Origin of the sequence: Enterobacter cloacae complex sp. R_G8, from assembly GCF_024599795.1 — a bacterium.
Lineage (GTDB): Bacteria > Pseudomonadota > Gammaproteobacteria > Enterobacterales > Enterobacteriaceae > Enterobacter > Enterobacter dissolvens.
The window spans coordinates 2,329,149-2,347,911 of record NZ_CP102246.1 but is presented as its reverse complement, the minus strand read 5'-3'; the positions used below and the strand labels follow the sequence as shown (position 1 = coordinate 2,347,911).

The 18,763-nt window shown below is 54.9% G+C and carries 19 protein-coding genes and 1 other annotated feature; of the genes, 11 read left to right on the top strand and 8 right to left on the bottom strand.

The annotated features are described in order from the left end of the window. Window positions 1-30: 30 nt before the first annotated feature. The 4 genes from NQ842_RS11120 to topA form a co-directional block, all read right to left on the bottom strand. Complete coding sequence (locus NQ842_RS11120; protein ID WP_072095078.1) at window positions 31-165, bottom strand: hypothetical protein; 135 nt, start codon at window positions 163-165, stop codon at window positions 31-33. Between the two features lie 38 nt (window positions 166-203). Beyond that, a complete protein-coding gene (locus tag NQ842_RS11115) occupies window positions 204-344 on the bottom strand; it encodes a YmiA family putative membrane protein (RefSeq protein ID WP_216595843.1) in 141 nt (46 codons plus the stop codon). Between the two features lie 337 nt (window positions 345-681). After that, the gene (cysB, locus tag NQ842_RS11110) at window positions 682-1,656 is read right to left on the bottom strand and encodes an HTH-type transcriptional regulator CysB (RefSeq protein ID WP_006175683.1); all 975 of its coding nucleotides are present in this window, start codon (window positions 1,654-1,656) and stop codon (window positions 682-684) included. A 187-nt stretch (window positions 1,657-1,843) separates the two neighbouring features. Then, the gene (gene topA / locus NQ842_RS11105) at window positions 1,844-4,441 is read right to left on the bottom strand and encodes a type I DNA topoisomerase (RefSeq protein ID WP_046887713.1); all 2,598 of its coding nucleotides are present in this window, start codon (window positions 4,439-4,441) and stop codon (window positions 1,844-1,846) included. Between the two features lie 399 nt (window positions 4,442-4,840). Here topA and NQ842_RS11100 point away from each other — a divergent pair, with 399 nt between their 5' ends. Further along, window positions 4,841-5,092, top strand: coding sequence for a YciN family protein (locus tag NQ842_RS11100; RefSeq protein WP_003856804.1), 252 nt, complete (start codon window positions 4,841-4,843; stop codon window positions 5,090-5,092). A 34-nt stretch (window positions 5,093-5,126) separates the two neighbouring features. On the opposite strand, the gene sohB is transcribed toward NQ842_RS11100, so the two are convergent. After that, on the bottom strand, window positions 5,127-6,173 hold the full coding sequence (gene sohB, locus NQ842_RS11095) for a protease SohB (protein ID WP_257256839.1): 1,047 nt from the start codon (window positions 6,171-6,173) through the stop codon (window positions 5,127-5,129). Between the two features lie 251 nt (window positions 6,174-6,424). On the opposite strand from sohB, the gene NQ842_RS11090 reads away from it, so the two are divergent. Together NQ842_RS11090 and cobO are read left to right on the top strand one after the other, a co-directional pair. Continuing rightward, entirely contained in the window at window positions 6,425-7,186 is a 762-nt protein-coding gene (locus NQ842_RS11090; protein ID WP_257256838.1) for a YciK family oxidoreductase, read from the top strand. Further along, entirely contained in the window at window positions 7,183-7,773 is a 591-nt protein-coding gene (cobO, locus tag NQ842_RS11085) for a cob(I)yrinic acid a,c-diamide adenosyltransferase (RefSeq protein ID WP_014832226.1), read from the top strand. The genes NQ842_RS11090 and cobO overlap by 4 nt, the downstream gene beginning before the upstream one ends. 37 nt (window positions 7,774-7,810) lie before the next feature. Here cobO and rluB read toward each other — a convergent pair whose 3' ends face one another. The 3 genes from rluB to rnm form a co-directional block, all read right to left on the bottom strand. After that, the gene (rluB, locus tag NQ842_RS11080; RefSeq protein ID WP_063411395.1) at window positions 7,811-8,686 is read right to left on the bottom strand and encodes a 23S rRNA pseudouridine(2605) synthase RluB; all 876 of its coding nucleotides are present in this window, start codon (window positions 8,684-8,686) and stop codon (window positions 7,811-7,813) included. Window positions 8,687-8,782: 96 nt separating this feature from the next. After that, on the bottom strand, window positions 8,783-9,403 hold the full coding sequence (locus NQ842_RS11075; protein WP_003856793.1) for an L-threonylcarbamoyladenylate synthase: 621 nt from the start codon (window positions 9,401-9,403) through the stop codon (window positions 8,783-8,785). After that, window positions 9,400-10,281, bottom strand: a complete 882-nt coding sequence (gene rnm / locus NQ842_RS11070; protein WP_014832228.1) for an RNase AM — start codon at window positions 10,279-10,281, stop codon at window positions 9,400-9,402. The genes NQ842_RS11075 and rnm overlap by 4 nt, the downstream gene beginning before the upstream one ends. A 139-nt stretch (window positions 10,282-10,420) precedes the next feature. Here rnm and trpL point away from each other — a divergent pair, with 139 nt between their 5' ends. The 8 genes from trpL to yedF all read left to right on the top strand — a co-directional run bounded on the left by trpL (window position 10,421) and on the right by yedF (window position 18,717). Then, window positions 10,421-10,465 carry a trp operon leader peptide gene (trpL, locus tag NQ842_RS23400; RefSeq protein WP_106993556.1) on the top strand — a complete coding sequence of 15 codons (45 nt, stop codon included), beginning with the start codon at window positions 10,421-10,423 and terminating at the stop codon, window positions 10,463-10,465. Further along, window positions 10,442-10,535: a sequence feature (Trp leader region), on the top strand. It overlaps the preceding gene by 24 nt. Window positions 10,536-10,560: 25 nt before the next feature. Further along, complete coding sequence (locus tag NQ842_RS11065) at window positions 10,561-12,123, top strand: anthranilate synthase component 1 (protein ID WP_257256837.1); 1,563 nt, start codon at window positions 10,561-10,563, stop codon at window positions 12,121-12,123. After that, window positions 12,123-13,718: a bifunctional anthranilate synthase glutamate amidotransferase component TrpG/anthranilate phosphoribosyltransferase TrpD gene (gene trpD / locus NQ842_RS11060; RefSeq protein WP_047361576.1), complete on the top strand. Its 1,596-nt coding sequence runs from the start codon at window positions 12,123-12,125 to the stop codon at window positions 13,716-13,718. The genes NQ842_RS11065 and trpD overlap by 1 nt, the downstream gene beginning before the upstream one ends. 3 nt (window positions 13,719-13,721) lie before the next feature. Beyond that, on the top strand, window positions 13,722-15,080 hold the full coding sequence (gene trpCF, locus NQ842_RS11055; RefSeq protein ID WP_257256836.1) for a bifunctional indole-3-glycerol-phosphate synthase TrpC/phosphoribosylanthranilate isomerase TrpF: 1,359 nt from the start codon (window positions 13,722-13,724) through the stop codon (window positions 15,078-15,080). A gap of 10 nt (window positions 15,081-15,090) precedes the next feature. Then, window positions 15,091-16,284 carry a tryptophan synthase subunit beta gene (gene trpB, locus NQ842_RS11050; RefSeq protein ID WP_014832232.1) on the top strand — a complete coding sequence of 398 codons (1,194 nt, stop codon included), beginning with the start codon at window positions 15,091-15,093 and terminating at the stop codon, window positions 16,282-16,284. Further along, window positions 16,284-17,093, top strand: a complete 810-nt coding sequence (trpA, locus tag NQ842_RS11045; protein WP_046889826.1) for a tryptophan synthase subunit alpha — start codon at window positions 16,284-16,286, stop codon at window positions 17,091-17,093. The genes trpB and trpA overlap by 1 nt, the downstream gene beginning before the upstream one ends. A gap of 182 nt (window positions 17,094-17,275) precedes the next feature. Further along, window positions 17,276-18,487 carry a selenium metabolism membrane protein YedE/FdhT gene (yedE, locus tag NQ842_RS11040; protein ID WP_125366051.1) on the top strand — a complete coding sequence of 404 codons (1,212 nt, stop codon included), beginning with the start codon at window positions 17,276-17,278 and terminating at the stop codon, window positions 18,485-18,487. Beyond that, window positions 18,484-18,717: a sulfurtransferase-like selenium metabolism protein YedF gene (gene yedF / locus NQ842_RS11035; RefSeq protein WP_013096288.1), complete on the top strand. Its 234-nt coding sequence runs from the start codon at window positions 18,484-18,486 to the stop codon at window positions 18,715-18,717. The genes yedE and yedF overlap by 4 nt, the downstream gene beginning before the upstream one ends. Window positions 18,718-18,763: the final 46 nt, after the last annotated feature.

The following is an 18,763-nucleotide window of genomic DNA, read 5'->3' as shown; positions in this document are numbered from 1 at the left end:
ACTATTTGCATCATTACGCAATTTACTAAATTATTGTTTTTTGGGTTCGTCTTCTGCGAACACATCAATAAACGCTTGCTGCTGCGGCGTCAGTTTCCAGGACGCGGGTACGGCAGTGGCAGGTGCTTTGCGCACTTTGTGGCCGCTGTCACGAAGCTGACACATCTGTTTAACTGTTTCTGTACGTACCGTCACTGCCATATTCAACCCCAATAGTTCCAGGCCAGGAGAGCAACCACCACCCAAAACAGGGCGGAGACGAGAAAGACCGCCAGCCAGGCTTTACGCTTGAGCGCTGGATCCCTTTGCGGTTCTTCACTTCCTGAAGGCATTGCTAACCTCATACAATCGATATCGCTTATCATTTAGAGACCAAACAATTGGTACAATTAATCATCTGTTGAGATAAATCCTAAAGAAACTTTAGCCGAAAAGCCAGTGAATTTACGTATCTATTGATGGGAAATATTCATTCTTTTGACCAGAAATAAATATTTGAAAGGAAATATTTGCGAAGCTAAAAATTAGTTCTACTTTTGTCGCCAATTCACGACATTATAACCTTACTGATTAAATGGTTAATGACATTATATGGCAGGAAACTGCAGATGATGATAATTCTAATTTAGCTTTGAGAGGTTATTTCGGTATCTTTCCTGGAGGGAAAGATACCGGGAGTGATTATTTTGCCGGAAGTTTGATGTCTTTAAACATCTCTTCGATATCTTCATTTGAACGTAATGCCACGGCCGTGTCGACGACATCACGCGTTAAATGTGGGGCAAAGCGCTGAATAAAATCATACATATAGCTACGCAGGAAGGTGCTACGGCGGAAGCCAATCTTGGTGGTGCTATGGCTGAAAATATCATGCGCATCAAGACGGACGAGGTCAGGGTCTGACACCGGATCGACTGCCATGCTGGCAATCACGCCCACCCCCAGTCCAAGCCGAACATAGGTCTTAATAACGTCAGCATCCGTTGCGGTAAAGACGATACGCGGCGTTAGTCCTGCCCGGTTAAAAGCCGTATCAAGCTCAGACCGCCCGGTGAAGCCAAAGGTATAGGTCACTAAAGGATACTGTGCCAGCTCTTCAATCGTCACCGACCCCTTGCCCGCCAGCGGGTGATCGGGCGTCACAACAATTGAGCGGTTCCAGTGGTAGCACGGGAGCATCACCAGATCGTCATACAGGTGAAGGGCTTCCGTCGCGATAGCAAAGTCCGCATTGCCCTTCGATACCGCCTCAGCGATTTGCGTTGGCGAGCCCTGATGCATATGGAGAGAAACTCGCGGATAACGTTCAATAAAGCCCTTGATGACGCCCGGTAGTGCATAACGCGCCTGGGTATGGGTGGTGGCAATATACAGCGAGCCTTTATCCGGCCAGGTATGCTCCCCCGCCACGGATTTTATGGCATCGACTTTAGAAAGGACTTCCCGCGCGATGCGGATAATCTCCTGTCCCGCGGGCGTCACCTGGGTGAGGTGTTTACCGCTACGAGCAAAAATCTGAATACCTAACTCATCTTCCAGCATGCGGACCTGCTTGCTGATGCCCGGCTGGGAGGTATATAGCCCCTCAGCGGTAGAAGAGACGTTAAGGTTGTGATTTACCACCTCAACGATATAACGAAGCTGCTGTAATTTCATGCCAGACCATCCGATTTAGCGCACGCGGTCAATCGCTTAAGACGATTTGATAATAAGAAAAGGGTTAACTATAACCACTATATCATTTATAGCCTGACTGTATAGTACGGAACAAAAAATAATAACAAGGTAATAAAAAAGGGCCGGAAGCCCGGCCCTTTAACAGGTAAGTTACGGTAAGGAAAGATTATTTCTTGCCTTCAACCCATTTGCCATCAACAAAGAATGCTGACCAGCCGGTTGCCTTACCCTCTTTCTCCGCCGCAACATACTGCTGCTTCGTTTTACGGCTAAAACGCACAACGGTTTTATTGCCTTCCGGATCCTGCTGTGGCGCATCGGCCAGATAGCGCAGTTTCTCAGGCAGGCGGTCGCGGAAACGGTACAACTCTTCCACCAGTGGCGCACGGGTTTCGCGCGATTTCGGGAAGGTGTTTGCCGCCAGGAACACGCCGGCAGCACCATCACGCAGCACGAAGTAAGCGTCGGACTTCTCGCACGGCAACTCTGGCAGCGGAACCGGATCTTCCTTCGGCGGCGCGACTTCACCGTTACGCAGGATTTTACGCGTATTCTTACACTCGTCGTTGGTACAGGCCATGTACTTACCGAAGCGCCCCATTTTCAGGTGCATTTCAGAGCCGCACTTCTCACACTCAACGATCGGGCCATCGTAGCCTTTAATGCGGAACTCACCCTCTTCGATCTCATATCCATCACAGGTCGGGTTATTACCGCAGACGTGCAATTTACGTTTTGGATCGATGAGGTAGCTGTCCATCGCGGTGCCGCATTTCTTACAGCGACGTTTGGCACGCAGGGCGTTGGTTTCCGCATCATCACCTTCCAGCACGTTGAGCACTTCGTTCTCAGGTACCAGGTTAATGGTGGTTTTGCAGCGTTCTTTCGGCGGCAGCGCGTAACCAGAACAACCCAGGAAAACGCCCGTGGTCGCAGTACGGATCCCCATTTTACGGCCGCAGGTTGGGCAGTCGATGCTGGTCAGGACCATCTGATTCGGCAGCATGCCGCCCTCTTCAGGGTCTTTTTCGGCTTTTTCAAGCTGGTTGGTAAAGTCGCTGAAGAAGCTGTCGAGAACCTTTTTCCACTCAGCCTGGTGGCTGGCAACCTGATCGAGGCTGTCCTCCATTTGCGCGGTGAAGTCGTAGTTCATCAGTTCGCGGAAGTTGGCTTCCAGGCGGTCAGTGACGATCTCGCCCATTTTTTCCGCATAGAAACGACGGTTTTCAACACGAACGTAACCGCGGTCCTGAATGGTCGAAATAATCGACGCATAGGTGGACGGACGGCCAATACCGCGTTTTTCCAGCTCTTTAACCAGAGACGCTTCGCTGAAACGCGCAGGCGGCTTGGTGAAGTGCTGGGCAGGCACGAGGTCGACCAGAGAGAGCTCATCCCCTTTGTTTACCGCAGGCAGCGTTCTGTCTTCGTCGCCTTTACGCAGGGCGGGCATCACTTTCGTCCAGCCATCGAAGCGCAGGATACGGCCACGCGCTTTCAGGCGGAAATCACCCGCGCCTACAGTCAGCGTGGTGGAGTCATACTGTGCAGGCGTCATCTGACAGGCCACGAACTGACGCCAGATGAGCTGATACAGCTTCTGGGCATCCGCTTCCATATCTTTCAGCGATTCGGCTAACACGGAGACGTCAGAAGGACGAATCGCTTCGTGCGCTTCCTGTGAGTTCTCCTTGCTGGCGTACTGGTTTTCACTCGCTGGCAGGTATTTCTTGCCGAAGTTGTCACTGATGTAGCCGCGCACCATGTTGACGGCATCCTGACTCAGGTTAGTCGAGTCAGTACGCATGTAGGTGATATAACCAGCCTCATAGAGACGCTGGGCCATCATCATGGTTTTCTTCACGCCATAACCCAGGCGCGTGCTCGCCGCCTGTTGCAGCGTAGACGTAATAAACGGCGCGCCAGGTTTGCTGCTGGTCGGTTTGTCTTCACGCTCAAGAACCTGATAGCGTGCTTTTTCCAGCAGCGCCACGGCAGCCATGGTCTGGTCACGGTTTTCTGGACGGAACGGTTTGTCATTCTGATGACTCACCTGCAGCGGCAGTGCATCTCCGCCTGGCGTGGTGACATTGGCATCCACTTCCCAGAACTCTTCCGGGACGAAGGCTTTAATTTCACGCTCACGCTCAACAACAAGACGCACGGCAACGGACTGCACACGCCCTGCGGACAGGCCGCGGGCAATCTTTTTCCACAGCAGTGGAGAAACCATGTAGCCCACAACGCGGTCCATGAAACGGCGTGCCTGCTGCGCGTTAACACGGTCAATGTTCAGTTCACCCGGCTTCTCAAACGCCTGACGAATCGCATTCTTCGTAATTTCGTTAAACACTACACGGCTGTAGCGTTTGTCATCACCCCCGATCACTTCCCGCAGGTGCCAGGCAATGGCTTCCCCTTCGCGGTCAAGGTCGGTTGCGAGATAGATGTGGTCTGCTTTTTCAGCAAGCTGCTTCAGCTCGTTAACGACTTTTTCTTTGCCGGGCAGCACTTCATAGTGTGCATCCCAGTTATGCCATGGGTTAACACCCATGCGGTTGACAAGCGCGCTACGTTCATCCTTTTTAGGCTTTTTAGCCCCTTTGGTGGAGGTAGAGTCTGCGCTCTTTTTGCTGGCTGAGCCACTGGTCGGCAAATCGCGGATGTGACCGACGCTGGACTTAACCACGTAGTCATTACCCAGATACTTATTGATCGTTTTGGCTTTTGCCGGGGACTCAACGATGACGAGAGCTTTACCCATATTCACCTTTACCTAATTTAATTCTTCCAGGAATACGCCGCATGTTGATTTCCCTTCCGCTGACGACGAGCCATTGATATTGCGACTGCGTCAGGGGATATCAACCCCTTTGTCTTACTGAACGTCAAAGCGTTAACGCCCAGGTGATTGAGTTATCGGGTATTTTTCTCACATCGGATGTAATTCGTGACGAATTCCCGCTTGAATGTCAAGCAATTCTGTTGCCAGAATGACGAAAGCGCACACTCTACCTGATAAAATTCGTTACGCAACTTTATTAGCATGCAAAAGCAAATCCCGCCAGCCAGGTCACCGCGCCTTACCCCCTCACATTACAGGGAAAATTTGCCCCCAAAGCGCCCCGGGCGTAGACTATTGTCACTGTTTAAGGAGTGGATTATGCAGAATACAACCCAACCGATTGATCGAGCCTCACTGCTTATCGAAGCAAATAAGCTGATTCGTGACCATGAAGACACCCTGGCGGGCATTGAAGCGACCGGCGTGGAACAACGTAACGGCGTGCTGGTATTCAGCGGCGAATACTTCCTTGACGAACAAGGGTTACCTACCCCGAAAAGCACCGCCGTATTCAATATGTTTAAATACCTGGCGCACACGCTTTCAGAGAAATATCACCTGGTCGATTAACGTAAAACGCGAGGCACTGGCCTCGCGTTTTTGTTTACAGCAACGGTTTTTGTCCGCGTTGCAACCAGCGGAGCAGCAGGCGATCCGCGCTTTCCGCCGCGCTATTCGTAAAGCGTTCAAGCAGTCGCTTACGCTGGGTAAAGCGCACGCCAACCAGTTCACGCCCTTCCATCAGATTCAACAGCAGGTCGTCACTGGTGCCCACTTCATCCACCAGTCCTTTTTCCTGCGCCTGCGTACCGTACCAGTGCTCACCTGTTGCCACCTGCTCAATATCAAGCGCCGGGCGCATACGGTGCACAAAGTCTTTAAAGAGGTGATGGGTTTCATTGAGATCTTCACGGAATTTCTGACGTCCTTCTTCCGTGTTCTCCCCCAGCAGCGTCAGGGTTCGTTTGTACTGACCCGCCGTATGTAATTCAATGTCGATCTCTTTGCTTTTCAGGAAGCGGTTAAAGTTCGGGATTTGCGCCACCACGCCGATGGAGCCAATAATAGAAAACGGCGCCGCGACAATTTTATCCGCCACGCAGGCCATCATATAACCGCCGCTCGCTGCGACTTTATCCACCGCAACCGTCAGCGGGATCTGTTTTTCACGCAGACGCTGTAGCTGCGAAGCCGCCAGCCCATAACCATGAACGACCCCACCCGGACTCTCGAGACGGACAACCACCTGATCCTGCGGTTTAGCCACGGCAAGCACAGCGGTGACTTCTTCACGCAGGGAGGCAACTTCATGGGCATCCATACTGCCTTTAAAATCGAGCACGTAGACGCGTGGTTTAGCCTTTTCCTGCGCTGCATTAAGCTTCGCTTTCGCTTTTGCCGCTTTGGCGTCCTGTTTATGCTTTTTCTTCTGCGCTTTGTGCCACAGTTTCTGTTGATGACTATCAAGCAGAGCCAGCGACATCTCTTCCTGCATCTCTTGATACTGTTCGCTCAGGCGGGTAATGCGTAACTCACCACGCTGACGTTTGCGCTGCGTCAGGTTGACAACCAGAACGGCAACCACCGCAATGGCAATCACCACCGTCGCGATTTTTGCCAAAAACAACCCATATTGAGAAAGTAATTCCACGCGTTCCACCTTGATTTAACCACGAATCTTTCACGGCAGTGTACAACAGCCCTGCCCATGCGTCTCGCTCGTGACATTACCTCTGCGAGCCGTCTTCAGGAATCCCCCGATTCTGGTTTAAATATTTGCAAATTGTTAATTTCACAGCAATGCGTCCTGTAGACTGATTGAATTCTCATGCTAATTCGGGCATAAAGCCGAAAAGTCATAAATGAAGGCGTCTTTAAGTTACTGTGCGCCAGGGAGTCACCGTGCATTATCAACCGCAAAAAAATCTGCTGCAGAACCGCATCATTCTTGTCACCGGTGCCAGCGATGGAATTGGCCGCGAAGCGGCACTCACGTACGCTGAATATGGCGCAAGCGTCATCCTTATTGGCCGTAACGAAGAAAAACTGAAAGGTGTGGCTCAGGAGATTGAAGCCGCAGGCGGCACTTCCGCCCGCTGGTATACGCTCGATCTGCTCACCTGCACACCCGCAACATGTCAGGAACTTGCCCAACGTATCAGCACCCACTACCCACGGCTGGATGGCGTACTGCACAATGCCGGCTTGCTTGGGGAAGTTCGCCCAATGGATGAACAGGATCCTGAGATCTGGCAGCAGGTCATGCAGGTCAATATCAACGGAACGTTTTTCCTGACCCAGGCACTGCTTCCTTTATTACTTAACTCTCATTCCGGCTCACTGGTGTTCACCTCCTCGAGCGTAGGACGCGAAGGTCGCGCAAACTGGGGGGCGTATGCCGTCTCAAAATTCGCGACCGAAGGGATGATGCAGGTGCTGGCGGAAGAGTATCAAAGCCGTCATCTGCGTGTGAACTGCATTAACCCAGGCGGAACGCGAACCAAAATGCGCGCCAGCGCCTTCCCGACGGAAGATCCACAGAAGCTTAAAACCCCGGCAGATATCATGCCACTCTATCTCTGGCTGATGGGCGATGACAGCCGCCGCAAAACCGGGATGACCTTTGATGCCCAGCCAGGCCGTAAACCCGGGATTTCGCAATGAGTGAAGAACGTCATCAGCAGCGCCAGCAGCGCCTGAAAGAACAGGTTGATGCCCGTGTTGCCGCTGCGCAGGACGAGCGCGGGATTATCATCGTGTTTACCGGCAACGGCAAAGGCAAAACCACCGCCGCGTTTGGCACGGCCACGCGCGCCGTAGGACACGGGCAGAAAGTGGGCGTGATTCAGTTCATTAAAGGCGAATGGCCCAACGGTGAACGTAATTTACTCGAACCGCTCGGGGTTGAATTCCAGGTGATGGCTACAGGATTTACGTGGGATACACAGAACCGGGAGACTGACACAGCCGCCTGTCTCGCGGTCTGGGAGCATGCCAAACGAATGCTGGCGGATCCCACGCTAAACATGGTGCTGCTGGATGAGCTCACCTACATGGTCGCCTACGACTATCTGCCGCTGGACGCCGTGCTGGAGGCGTTGAAGAACCGCCCGGCGCATCAGACGGTGATCGTCACGGGGCGAGGTTGTCATCGGGAGATTCTGGAGCTGGCAGATACCGTCAGCGAATTGCGCCCGGTGAAACATGCTTTTGATGCCGGTATCAAAGCGCAAATCGGTATTGATTACTAAGAAAAAAGCCCGGCGATGTTAGCCGGGCTTTTACTTTTTAACCGTTGTTATTACGGCTGCCAGCGCGGCGATTGTTGCTCACCTGGCTGTGACGTTTCACCGCACGGCGGATCTGGTTCGCCTTCATGCGACGACGATCTTTCTCTACCGCCACTTTTGAGGTGGTTTCTGGCGTCAGGCCAACCAGCTCACGCAAGTAGTTGGTCTGGGTCAGGTCCAGTTCGGTATACCCACCGCGTGGTAAACCTTTTGGCAGCAGAATGTCGCCATAGCGAACACGGATCAGACGGCTAACCTGCACCCCCACCGCTTCCCACAGACGACGTACCTCACGGTTACGGCCTTCGGTCAGGGTGACGTTGTACCACTGGTTGATGCCTTCGCCGCCGGTAAATTTGATCGTTTTGAACGCCGCAGGGCCGTCTTCCAGTTGGACGCCACGCGACAGGTCGCGCAGTTTGTTCTCATCAACCTGGCCAAACACGCGCACGGCGTATTCGCGTTCCACTTCACGGCTTGGGTGCATCAGACGGTTTGCCAGCTCACCATCCGTCGTGAACAACAGCAGACCGCAGGTGTTCACATCCAGACGGCCAACGGCAATCCAGCGTGCGCCACGCAGTTTAGGCAGACGGTCAAATACCGTCGGACGCCCTTCAGGGTCGTTACGCGTACACAGCTCACCTTCCGGCTTGTAGTACGCGAGCACGCGGCAGATCTGTTCAGCAGATTCTTTGACCGAGATAAGATGACCGTCGATACGGATCTTAAGCCCCGGAACGATTTCTACGCGGTCACCCAGCGTGGCGATTTTACCGTCCACACTCACGCGGCCGGCTTCAATAATGGCTTCGATTTCACGGCGTGAGCCGTGGCCGGCACGCGCCAGCACTTTCTGTAACTTCTCGCTCATTGAGCTTCCTCAGGTGTCGCCTTCACAGGCGTCGAATCAGGTCAAACCAGGGCCATGCCCCGATTTGATGGCCGCGTAGTATAGCTGCTTACACCCTTACAAGAAAGGCTTAACATCACCCACACCTTCACGAATCACTTCCGGTGCATCTTCAGTTAAGTCGACCACTGTGGTCGGCTGTTGGCCAAGATAGCCACCGTGAATAATCAGTTCAACCACCTTCTCCAGACGATCTTTAATCTCTTCCGGATCGGACTCGGTGAATTCACTGCCGGGCAGCATCAGCGAGGTCGAGAGCATCGGCTCGCCAAGGGTTTCCAGCAAGGCCTGGGCAATCGGGTTAGAGGGTACGCGCATCCCGATGGTTTTGCGCTTTTCCTGCAACAGACGGCGTGGAACTTCCTTAGTCCCTTTCAGGATGAAGGTGTAGTTGCCCGGCGTGTTATTTTTAATCAGACGAAATGCCACGTTATCAACATAAGCATAGGTCGACAATTCGGACAGGTCGCGACACATCAGGGTAAAGTTGTGGCCGTCCGGCAACTGGCGAATGCGGCAAATACGCTCCATCGCCCCTTTATCTTCAATCTTGCAGCCCAGAGCGTAACCCGAATCGGTCGGGTAGACGATAACGCCACCTTTTCGCACGATCTCCACGGCCTGATTAATCAGACGCGGCTGCGGGTTATCCGGATGAATATAGAAAAACTGACTCATACTTCCCTCTCTTCAAGTTGCTGTGGCTGTTCCCAGAGCTGCCAGACAGGATCGACGCCTGCGGGTAGCCAGAGCTTACGTCCCAGTTCGATCCACGCACAGGGCTGATGAAAATCTGAGCCTTGTGACGCCAGCAAACCGAACTGACGCGCGTAGGTCGCAAGCTGCGAACGCTCGTTGGGCGCCTGCTGACACTGGGCGACTTCCATCGCCTCGCCACCGCATTCGGCAAAATGCGCCAGCAGTCTTTTCAGCCATTTAGCAGAAAGATTATACCGCCCCGGATGGGCCAGCACGGCCTTACCGCCAGAATGATGAATCACATCAATAGCTTGTTTTATTGTACACCACTGTGGCGGAACGTATCCGGTTTTCCCGCGAGCCAGATAGCGTTTAAAGACATCCGCTATCGTCGTCGCCTTGCCCGCGTCCACCAGAAAACGGGCAAAATGGCCGCGCGTCACCGCACCACCGTTCGCCAGCTTTTGCGCACCTTCAAGTGCGCCCGGAATATGCGCCTTTTCAAGACGCTCACCGATCATTGCTGCACGCTGGTTGCGGCGCGTTTTTTGTTCTTGCAAAAACGCACACATTACCGGATGGTCTATATCGATATTCAGGCCAACAATATGAATTTCGTGATTCTCCCAGACGGTCGATATCTCGACGCCGGGAACCAGATTGAGCGCCAGACCGCTGCGGGCAATCTCAGCGCGCGCAGCCGGAATCGCATCGGTTGTATCGTGATCGGTTATGGCCAGCGTGCCGACACGCATCTCAACGGCACGATGAACCAACGCTTCGGGCGTCAGCAGACCATCAGAAGCCTGGGTATGGCTGTGTAAATCATAAATTACGGCGTAGGTGGTATCGCTCAAAGCACTTCCCGTCACAGGTTAAAGACATCTTAAAAGCCCATGATACCGACTTGCCACGAAATTCTGAAATCAAGGGTTGACAACACGCCATCGAACTAGTTAACTAGTACGCAAGTTCACACGAGAAAGGTATCTGAAAATGACTGCACATTTCACTCTGCACGGTTGGTGGCGCACTTCCTGACTTTCGGGCAGTGTCACACGTCTGCGTACAGCAAACAGATACCCGCCCGCTCACCAGCGGGCTTTTTTTTGAACAGAATAAATGAGAACAACATAATGCAAACAGCCAAACCACACCTCGAATTGCTGACCAGCGAGGCGGCCTATTGCCACAACCCAACCGCGCTGTTTCATCAGGTCTGCGGTGCGCGTCCAGCCACGTTGTTGCTGGAGTCCGCTGATATCGACAGCAAAGACGATCTCAAGAGCCTGCTGTTGGTCGACAGCGCACTGCGCATTACCGCGCTAGGTGACACTGTCACTATCAGGGCGTTGTCAGACAACGGTGCGGCCCTGCTGCCATTGCTGGATGCGAGCCTGCCTGCTGGTATCCAGAATGAACACCATCCGGAAATGCGGGTTCTGCACTTCCCGCCGGTGAGCCAGTTGCTGGACGAAGACGCGCGCCTTTGCTCTCTTTCCGTTTTTGATGCCTTCCGCCTGCTGCAAAATCTGGTCACCGTGCCGGAAGACGAGCGCGAAGCAATGTTCTTCGGCGGGCTGTTTGCCTACGACCTGGTAGCCGGCTTCGAAGATTTACCGGAGATCGAACAGGGTAACCGCTGCCCGGACTACTGCTTCTATCTGGCCGAAACCTTACTGGTGATCGACCACCAGAAAAAATACACCCGTATTCAGGCAAGCCTCTTCACGCCATCAGCAACGGAGAAAAAACGTCTTGAGCAGCGTATTGCGCAGTTACAGCTGCAAATGACTGAAGCGCCGCCTGAGTTGCCTGTACAGCGCGTCGAGAAGATGACCTGCGATGTTAATCAGAGCGACGATCAGTACGGTGCCGTGGTTCGCCAGATGCAAAAAGCGATTCGCGCCGGAGAAATTTTCCAGGTGGTTCCGTCCCGTCGTTTCTCTCTGCCCTGCCCGTCGCCGCTGGCGGCCTATGAGGTGTTGAAAAAGAGCAACCCAAGCCCGTACATGTTCTTTATGCAGGACAACGATTTCACCCTGTTTGGTGCGTCGCCAGAAAGCTCACTGAAATATGACGCTACCAGCCGCCAGATTGAGATCTACCCGATTGCCGGAACCCGTCCACGCGGCCGTCGCGCCGATGGAACACTGGATCGCGATCTCGACAGCCGTATCGAGCTGGAGATGCGTACCGACCATAAAGAGCTCTCCGAGCATCTGATGCTGGTAGACCTGGCCCGTAACGACCTGGCACGCATTTGTACCCCAGGGAGCCGCTACGTGGCGGATTTAACCAAAGTTGATCGTTACTCGTTTGTCATGCATCTGGTGTCCCGCGTGGTGGGCGAACTGCGCAGCGACCTCGACGTGCTCCACGCCTACCGCGCCTGTATGAACATGGGTACGCTGAGCGGCGCGCCGAAAGTCCGTGCTATGCAACTGATTGCTGCAGCTGAAGGACGCCGTCGCGGAAGCTACGGCGGTGCAGTGGGATATTTCACCGCCCACGGCGATCTGGATACCTGCATTGTGATCCGCTCCGCCTACGTCGAAGACGGTATCGCCACCGTGCAGGCGGGCGCAGGCATTGTTCTTGATTCTGTTCCGCAGTCTGAAGCTGACGAAACCCGCAGTAAAGCCCGCGCGGTATTGCGCGCCATTGCTACCGCACATCACGCACAGGAGATTTTCTGATGGCTGACATTCTGCTGCTCGATAACATCGACTCTTTTACCTATAACCTGGCAGATCAGCTGCGTGCGAATGGTCATAACGTCGTTATCTATCGTAACCATGTTCCGGCACAGACGCTGATAGACCGTCTGGCAACCATGCAAAACCCGGTGCTGATGCTCTCCCCTGGCCCCGGCGCCCCCAGCGAAGCAGGCTGTATGCCGGAGCTGCTGACCCGTATGCGCGGTAAACTGCCGATTATCGGCATCTGCCTGGGTCACCAGGCGATAGTGGAAGCCTATGGCGGCTACGTGGGTCAGGCAGGCGAAATTCTGCATGGCAAAGCCTCCAGCATTGAACATGACGGCCAGGCGATGTTTGCTGGGCTGCCTAATCCACTGCCGGTTGCGCGTTACCACTCGCTGGTAGGCAGTAACATCCCTGCCGGCCTGACCATTAACGCCTCGTTTGAAGGGATGGTGATGGCCGTGCGCCACGATGCGGATCGCGTCTGCGGCATGCAGTTCCATCCGGAGTCGATTCTCACGACCCACGGCGCGCGTCTGCTGGAGCAGACGCTGGACTGGGCGTTGCAGAAACTGGAGCAGACCAACACGCTGCAACCGATTCTTGAAAAACTGTATCAGGCGCAGACCCTGAGCCAGCAGGAGAGCCACCAGCTCTTCTCCGCCGTGGTTCGCGGTGAGCTGAAACCTGAACAGCTGGCGGCCGCGCTGGTAAGCATGAAAGTGCGTGGCGAAAGCCCGCAAGAAATTGCCGGTGCCGCCACGGCCCTGCTCGAAAATGCCGCCCCCTTCCCACGCCCGGATTATCAGTTCGCGGATATCGTCGGCACCGGGGGAGATGGCAGCAACAGCATCAATATCTCCACCGCCAGCGCCTTCGTGGCAGCAGCGTGTGGCCTGAAAGTGGCGAAACACGGTAACCGCAGCGTCTCCAGCCGCTCGGGGTCATCCGATTTGCTGGCTGCCTTCGGTATTAACCTGGATATGAACGCCGAACGCTCCCGTGAAGCGCTGGACGATTTGGGCGTCTGCTTCCTGTTTGCGCCGAAGTATCACACTGGTTTCCGCCACGCGATGCCGGTTCGCCAGCAGCTTAAAACGCGCACGCTGTTTAACGTGCTGGGGCCACTGATCAACCCGGCTCATCCGCCGCTGGCACTGATCGGCGTTTACAGCCCGGAGCTGGTCCTGCCGATTGCAGAAACCCTGCGCGTGCTCGGTTATCAGCGCGCGGCAGTGGTTCACAGCGGGGGGATGGATGAAGTGTCGCTTCACGCGCCAACCCTGGTCGCGGAACTGCGCGACGGCGAGATCCTGAGCTACCAGCTTGAAGCCGCTGACTTTGGTTTAACGCCATATCACCAGGAGGCACTGGCAGGCGGCACGCCAGAAGAAAACCGTGACATTCTCACGCGCTTATTACAAGGTAAGGGAGAGGTCGCCCATGAGGCTGCCGTGGCAGCCAACGTCGCCATGCTGATGCGATTGCACGGCGAGGAGGACCTCAAAGCCAACGCACAAAAAGTTCTGGACGTACTGCGCTCTGGTGCAGCTTACGATCGCGTTACCGCACTTGCGGCAAGAGGGTAAAGAATGCAGACCGTTTTAGCGAAAATCGTTGCCGATAAGGCCATCTGGGTGGAAGCCCGCAAAGCGCAGCAACCGCTTGCCAGTTTTCAGAACGACGTCGTCCCAAGCAGCCGTCGTTTCTATGATGCCCTGCAGGGCGCGCGCACCGCATTTATTCTTGAGTGCAAAAAAGCGTCCCCATCGAAAGGCGTTATCCGCGAGGATTTCGATCCGGCGCGTATTGCCGGCATTTATAAGCATCATGCGTCCGCGATCTCCGTGCTGACGGATGAGAAATATTTCCAGGGCAGCTTTGATTTTCTGCCTGTGGTCAGCGGCATCGCGCCGCAACCGATTCTGTGCAAAGACTTTATTATCGACCCGTATCAGATCTGGCTGGCGCGTTTTTACCAGGCTGACGCCTGCCTGCTGATGCTCTCAGTGCTCGACGATGAGCAGTATCGCCAGCTGGCTGCGGTAGCACACAGCCTCAACATGGGCGTGCTGACCGAGGTGAGCAACGAAGAGGAGCTGGAGCGCGCTATTGCACTGCAGGCCAAAGTGGTTGGGATCAATAACCGCGATCTGCGCGATCTGTCAATTGACCTGAACCGTACGCGCCAGCTGGCACCGCGTCTGGGTTCTGGCGTGACCGTTATCAGTGAATCCGGGATAAACAGCTACGCCCAGGTGCGCGAACTGAGCCACTTCGCCAACGGTTTCCTGATTGGCTCCGCGATGATGGCACATGACGATCTCAATGCCGCTGTGCGTCGCGTGCTGTTGGGTGAAAACAAAGTGTGCGGCTTAACCCGCGAACAGGATGCCCAGGCCGCTTATGAGGCGGGGGCTATTTACGGCGGGCTGATCTTTGTGGACTCCTCTCCTCGTGTTGTGAGCGATGAGCAGGCACGCAAGGTGATCGCGGCCGCCCCACTCAGCTATGTGGGCGTCTTCCGTAACGCTGATATTGCTGACGTGGCGGCAAAAGCCGAAGCGTTATCCCTGAGCGCAGTACAGTTGCACGGTGATGAAGATCAGGCGTACATCGATGCCCTGCGTGACGTGCTGGCTCCTCAGGTTCAGATCTGGAAAGCGCAGAGCGTCGGCAGTGTCCTCCCCGCGCGTAACCTGAATCATGTTGATAAATACGTGCTCGATAACGGCCAGGGCGGTACAGGCCAGCGTTTTGACTGGTCACTGCTGAACGGTGAAGTGCTGGACAATGTCCTGCTGGCGGGTGGACTTAGCCCGGATAACTGTGTGGAAGCAGCCAAAACCGGCTGCGCAGGCCTCGATTTCAATTCAGGCGTAGAGTCGCAACCGGGCATCAAAGATGCCAGTAAGCTGGCCTCGGTATTCAAAACTCTGCGTGCATATTAAGGAAGAAAAAATGACGACATTACTAAACCCGTATTTTGGTGAGTTCGGTGGAATGTACGTTCCGCAGATCCTGATGCCCGCGCTGCGCCAGCTGGAAGAAGCGTTTGTGAGCGCACAGAAAGACCCAGCGTTTCAGGCTGAATTTACTGACCTGCTGAAAAACTACGCGGGACGTCCAACGGCGTTGACCAAATGCCGTAACCTGACCGCTGGCACCAAAACCACGCTGTACCTCAAGCGTGAAGACCTGCTGCACGGTGGCGCGCATAAAACCAACCAGGTGTTAGGACAGGCGCTGCTGGCAAAACGGATGGGCAAAACCGAGATCATCGCCGAAACCGGTGCGGGTCAACACGGTGTGGCATCGGCACTGGCCAGCGCCCTGCTCGGCCTGAAATGCCGCATCTATATGGGAGCGAAAGACGTTGAGCGTCAGTCTCCAAACGTGTTCCGTATGCGTCTGATGGGTGCAGAAGTGATCCCGGTGCACAGTGGTTCAGCCACGCTGAAAGATGCCTGTAACGAAGCGCTGCGCGACTGGTCTGGCAGCTATGAAACCGCGCACTACATGCTTGGCACGGCCGCTGGCCCACACCCGTTCCCGACTATCGTGCGTGAATTCCAGCGCATGATTGGTGAAGAGACCAAAGCCCAGATCCTTGAAAAAGAAGGTCGTCTGCCGGATGCGGTGATCGCCTGCGTGGGCGGGGGATCAAACGCTATCGGGATGTTCGCTGATTTTATCGACGAAACCCGTGTTGGTCTGATTGGCGTGGAGCCTGCTGGTCACGGGATTGAAACCGGTGAGCACGGCGCACCGCTGAAACATGGCCGCGTGGGAATCTACTTCGGCATGAAAGCGCCGATGATGCAGACCGATGAGGGCCAGATTGAAGAGTCGTACTCTATCTCTGCCGGTCTGGACTTCCCGTCCGTCGGGCCACAGCATGCGTTCCTGAATAGCACCGGACGCGCGGACTACGTCTCCATTACCGATGACGAAGCGCTGGACGCGTTTAAGACGCTGTGTCGTAACGAAGGGATCATCCCGGCGCTGGAGTCCTCGCATGCCCTGGCGCACGCGCTGAAAATGATGAAAGCAAATCCGGAAAAAGAGCAACTGCTGGTCGTTAACCTTTCCGGTCGCGGTGACAAAGATATCTTCACCGTTCACGATATTCTGAAAGCACGAGGGGAAATCTGATGGAACGCTATGATAACGCATTTGCACAACTGAAATCCCGCCAGGAAGGCGCGTTCGTTCCCTTCGTCACCCTGGGCGATCCGGGCCCGGAGCAGTCGCTAAAAATTATCGACGCCCTGATAGAAGCCGGTGCCGATGCGCTGGAGCTGGGGATCCCTTTCTCTGATCCTCTGGCGGATGGCCCGACCATTCAAAACGCCACCCTGCGTGCCTTTGCCGCGGGTGTGACTCCAACGCAGTGTTTTGAGATGCTGGCCGCGATCCGTCAGAAGCACCCGACCATTCCGATTGGCCTGCTGATGTATGCCAACCTGGTCTTTAACCGCGGAATCGACGAATTTTATGCCGAGTGCGCGCGGGTCGGCGTTGACTCCGTGCTGGTGGCCGACGTCCCGGTTGAAGAGTCTGCACCATTCCGCCAGGCGGCTATGCGTCACAACGTAGCGCCGATTTTCATCTGCCCGCCAAACGCGGATGACGAACTGCTGCGCCAGATTGCCTCTTACGGCCGGGGTTACACCTACCTGCTCTCCCGCGCGGGCGTGACGGGTGCAGAGAACAAAGCCGCGCTGCCGCTGCACCATCTGGTAGAAAAACTGGCTGAATACCACGCAGCACCTCCGCTGCAGGGATTCGGGATTTCATCCCCGGATCAGGTTACGGCGGCAATTGACGCAAAAGCGGCAGGCGCGATCTCCGGCTCTGCTATCGTCAAAATCATTGAGAAGAACGTGGACAAGCCCGAGCAGATGCTGACTGAACTCAAAGCATTTGTTACGGCGATGAAAGCCGCAACGCGTAAAGCATGACCCTTCCACCGTCTGGCGACTCAGCCAGACGGCCTTCCTCTTATATTCCCGCTATCACTTAAGCGTTATGCCAAAATTGATCCCATCGATATTTTCGGCGTGAATGGCTTTTCAAACCTTGCCGTAAGCGTATGATTTGGTCTCTTTTCGGCTTTAAACCTTCTGAGTTCAGAGGCTTACTCATGTCATGGCAATACTTCAAACAGACTTACCTGGTTAAGTTCTGGTCACCTGTACCGGCCGTCATCGCGGCGGGGATCCTTTCCACCTACTATTTCGGCATTACCGGCACCTTCTGGGCCGTGACCGGCGAGTTCACCCGCTGGGGTGGACAACTGCTGCAACTCGCTGGCGTGCATACCGAAGAGTGGGGTTACTTTAAGCTCATTCACCTGGATGGCACACCGCTGACCCGCATCGACGGTATGATGATTATCGGCATGTTCGGGGGCTGTTTTGCCGCCGCGCTGTGGGCTAACAACGTTAAGTTGCGAATGCCTAAAAGCCGGATACGCGTTATGCAGGCGATTGTCGGCGGCATGATTGCCGGGTTCGGCGCCCGTCTGGCGATGGGGTGTAACCTGGCCGCTTTCTTTACCGGCATTCCACAGTTTTCGCTGCACGCCTGGTTTTTTGCTGTCGCCACGGCGATTGGCTCGTACTTTGGCGCTAAGTTTACCCTTCTGCCGCTGTTCCGCATTCCGGTCAAAATGGTGAAGGTCAGCGCTGCCTCGCCGCTGACGCAAAAGCCTTCGCAGGCGCGTCGTCGTTTTCGTCTCGGCATGCTGGTCTTTTTCGCCATGGTCGCCTGGGCGCTCTGTACGGCGCTCAACCAGCCTAAGCTGGGCCTGGCCATGCTGTTCGGTGTCGGTTTCGGCCTGCTGATAGAACGTGCGCAGATCTGCTTCACCTCGGCGTTTCGCGATATGTGGATCACCGGCCGTACGATGATGGCCAAAGCGATTATTGCGGGTATGGCGGTAAGCGCCATTGGCATCTTCAGCTATGTGCAGCTGGGTGTTGAGCCGAAAATCATGTGGGCTGGTCCGAACGCGGTGATTGGCGGCCTGCTGTTTGGCTTCGGAATTGTACTGGCTGGCGGGTGTGAAACCGGCTGGATGTACCGCGCAGTTGAAGGTCAGGTGCATTACTGGTGGGTAGGTCTGGGGAACGTTATCGGCTCAACCCTGCTGGCCTGGTACTGGGACGATTTGTCCCCGGTGCTGGCCACGAACTGGGACAAGGTGAATCTGCTCAGCACGTTTGGCCCGCTCGGCGGGCTGCTGGTGACCTACATCCTGCTGCTGGTCGCTTTTTTACTGGTTGTCGCGCAAGAGAAACGTTTCTTCCGCCGTGCCACGGTTAAACCTGAACCCCAGGAGAATGCAGCATGAAAGAGATTGTGCCTGACTACCGCCTTGATATGGTCGGTGAACCGTGTCCTTACCCGGCTGTCGCCACGCTTGAAGCGCTCCCGCAGCTTCAAAAAGGGGAAATTCTGGAAGTGGTGAGCGACTGCCCGCAGTCCATCAACAACATTCCTCTGGATGCCAAAAACCACGGCTACACCGTACTGGATATTCAGCAGGATGGCCCGACCATTCGCTATCTTATCCAGAAGTAAACCGCCAGGTGACGGGGGGCTTCCCCCCGTCAAAAAAGCTGCCTCA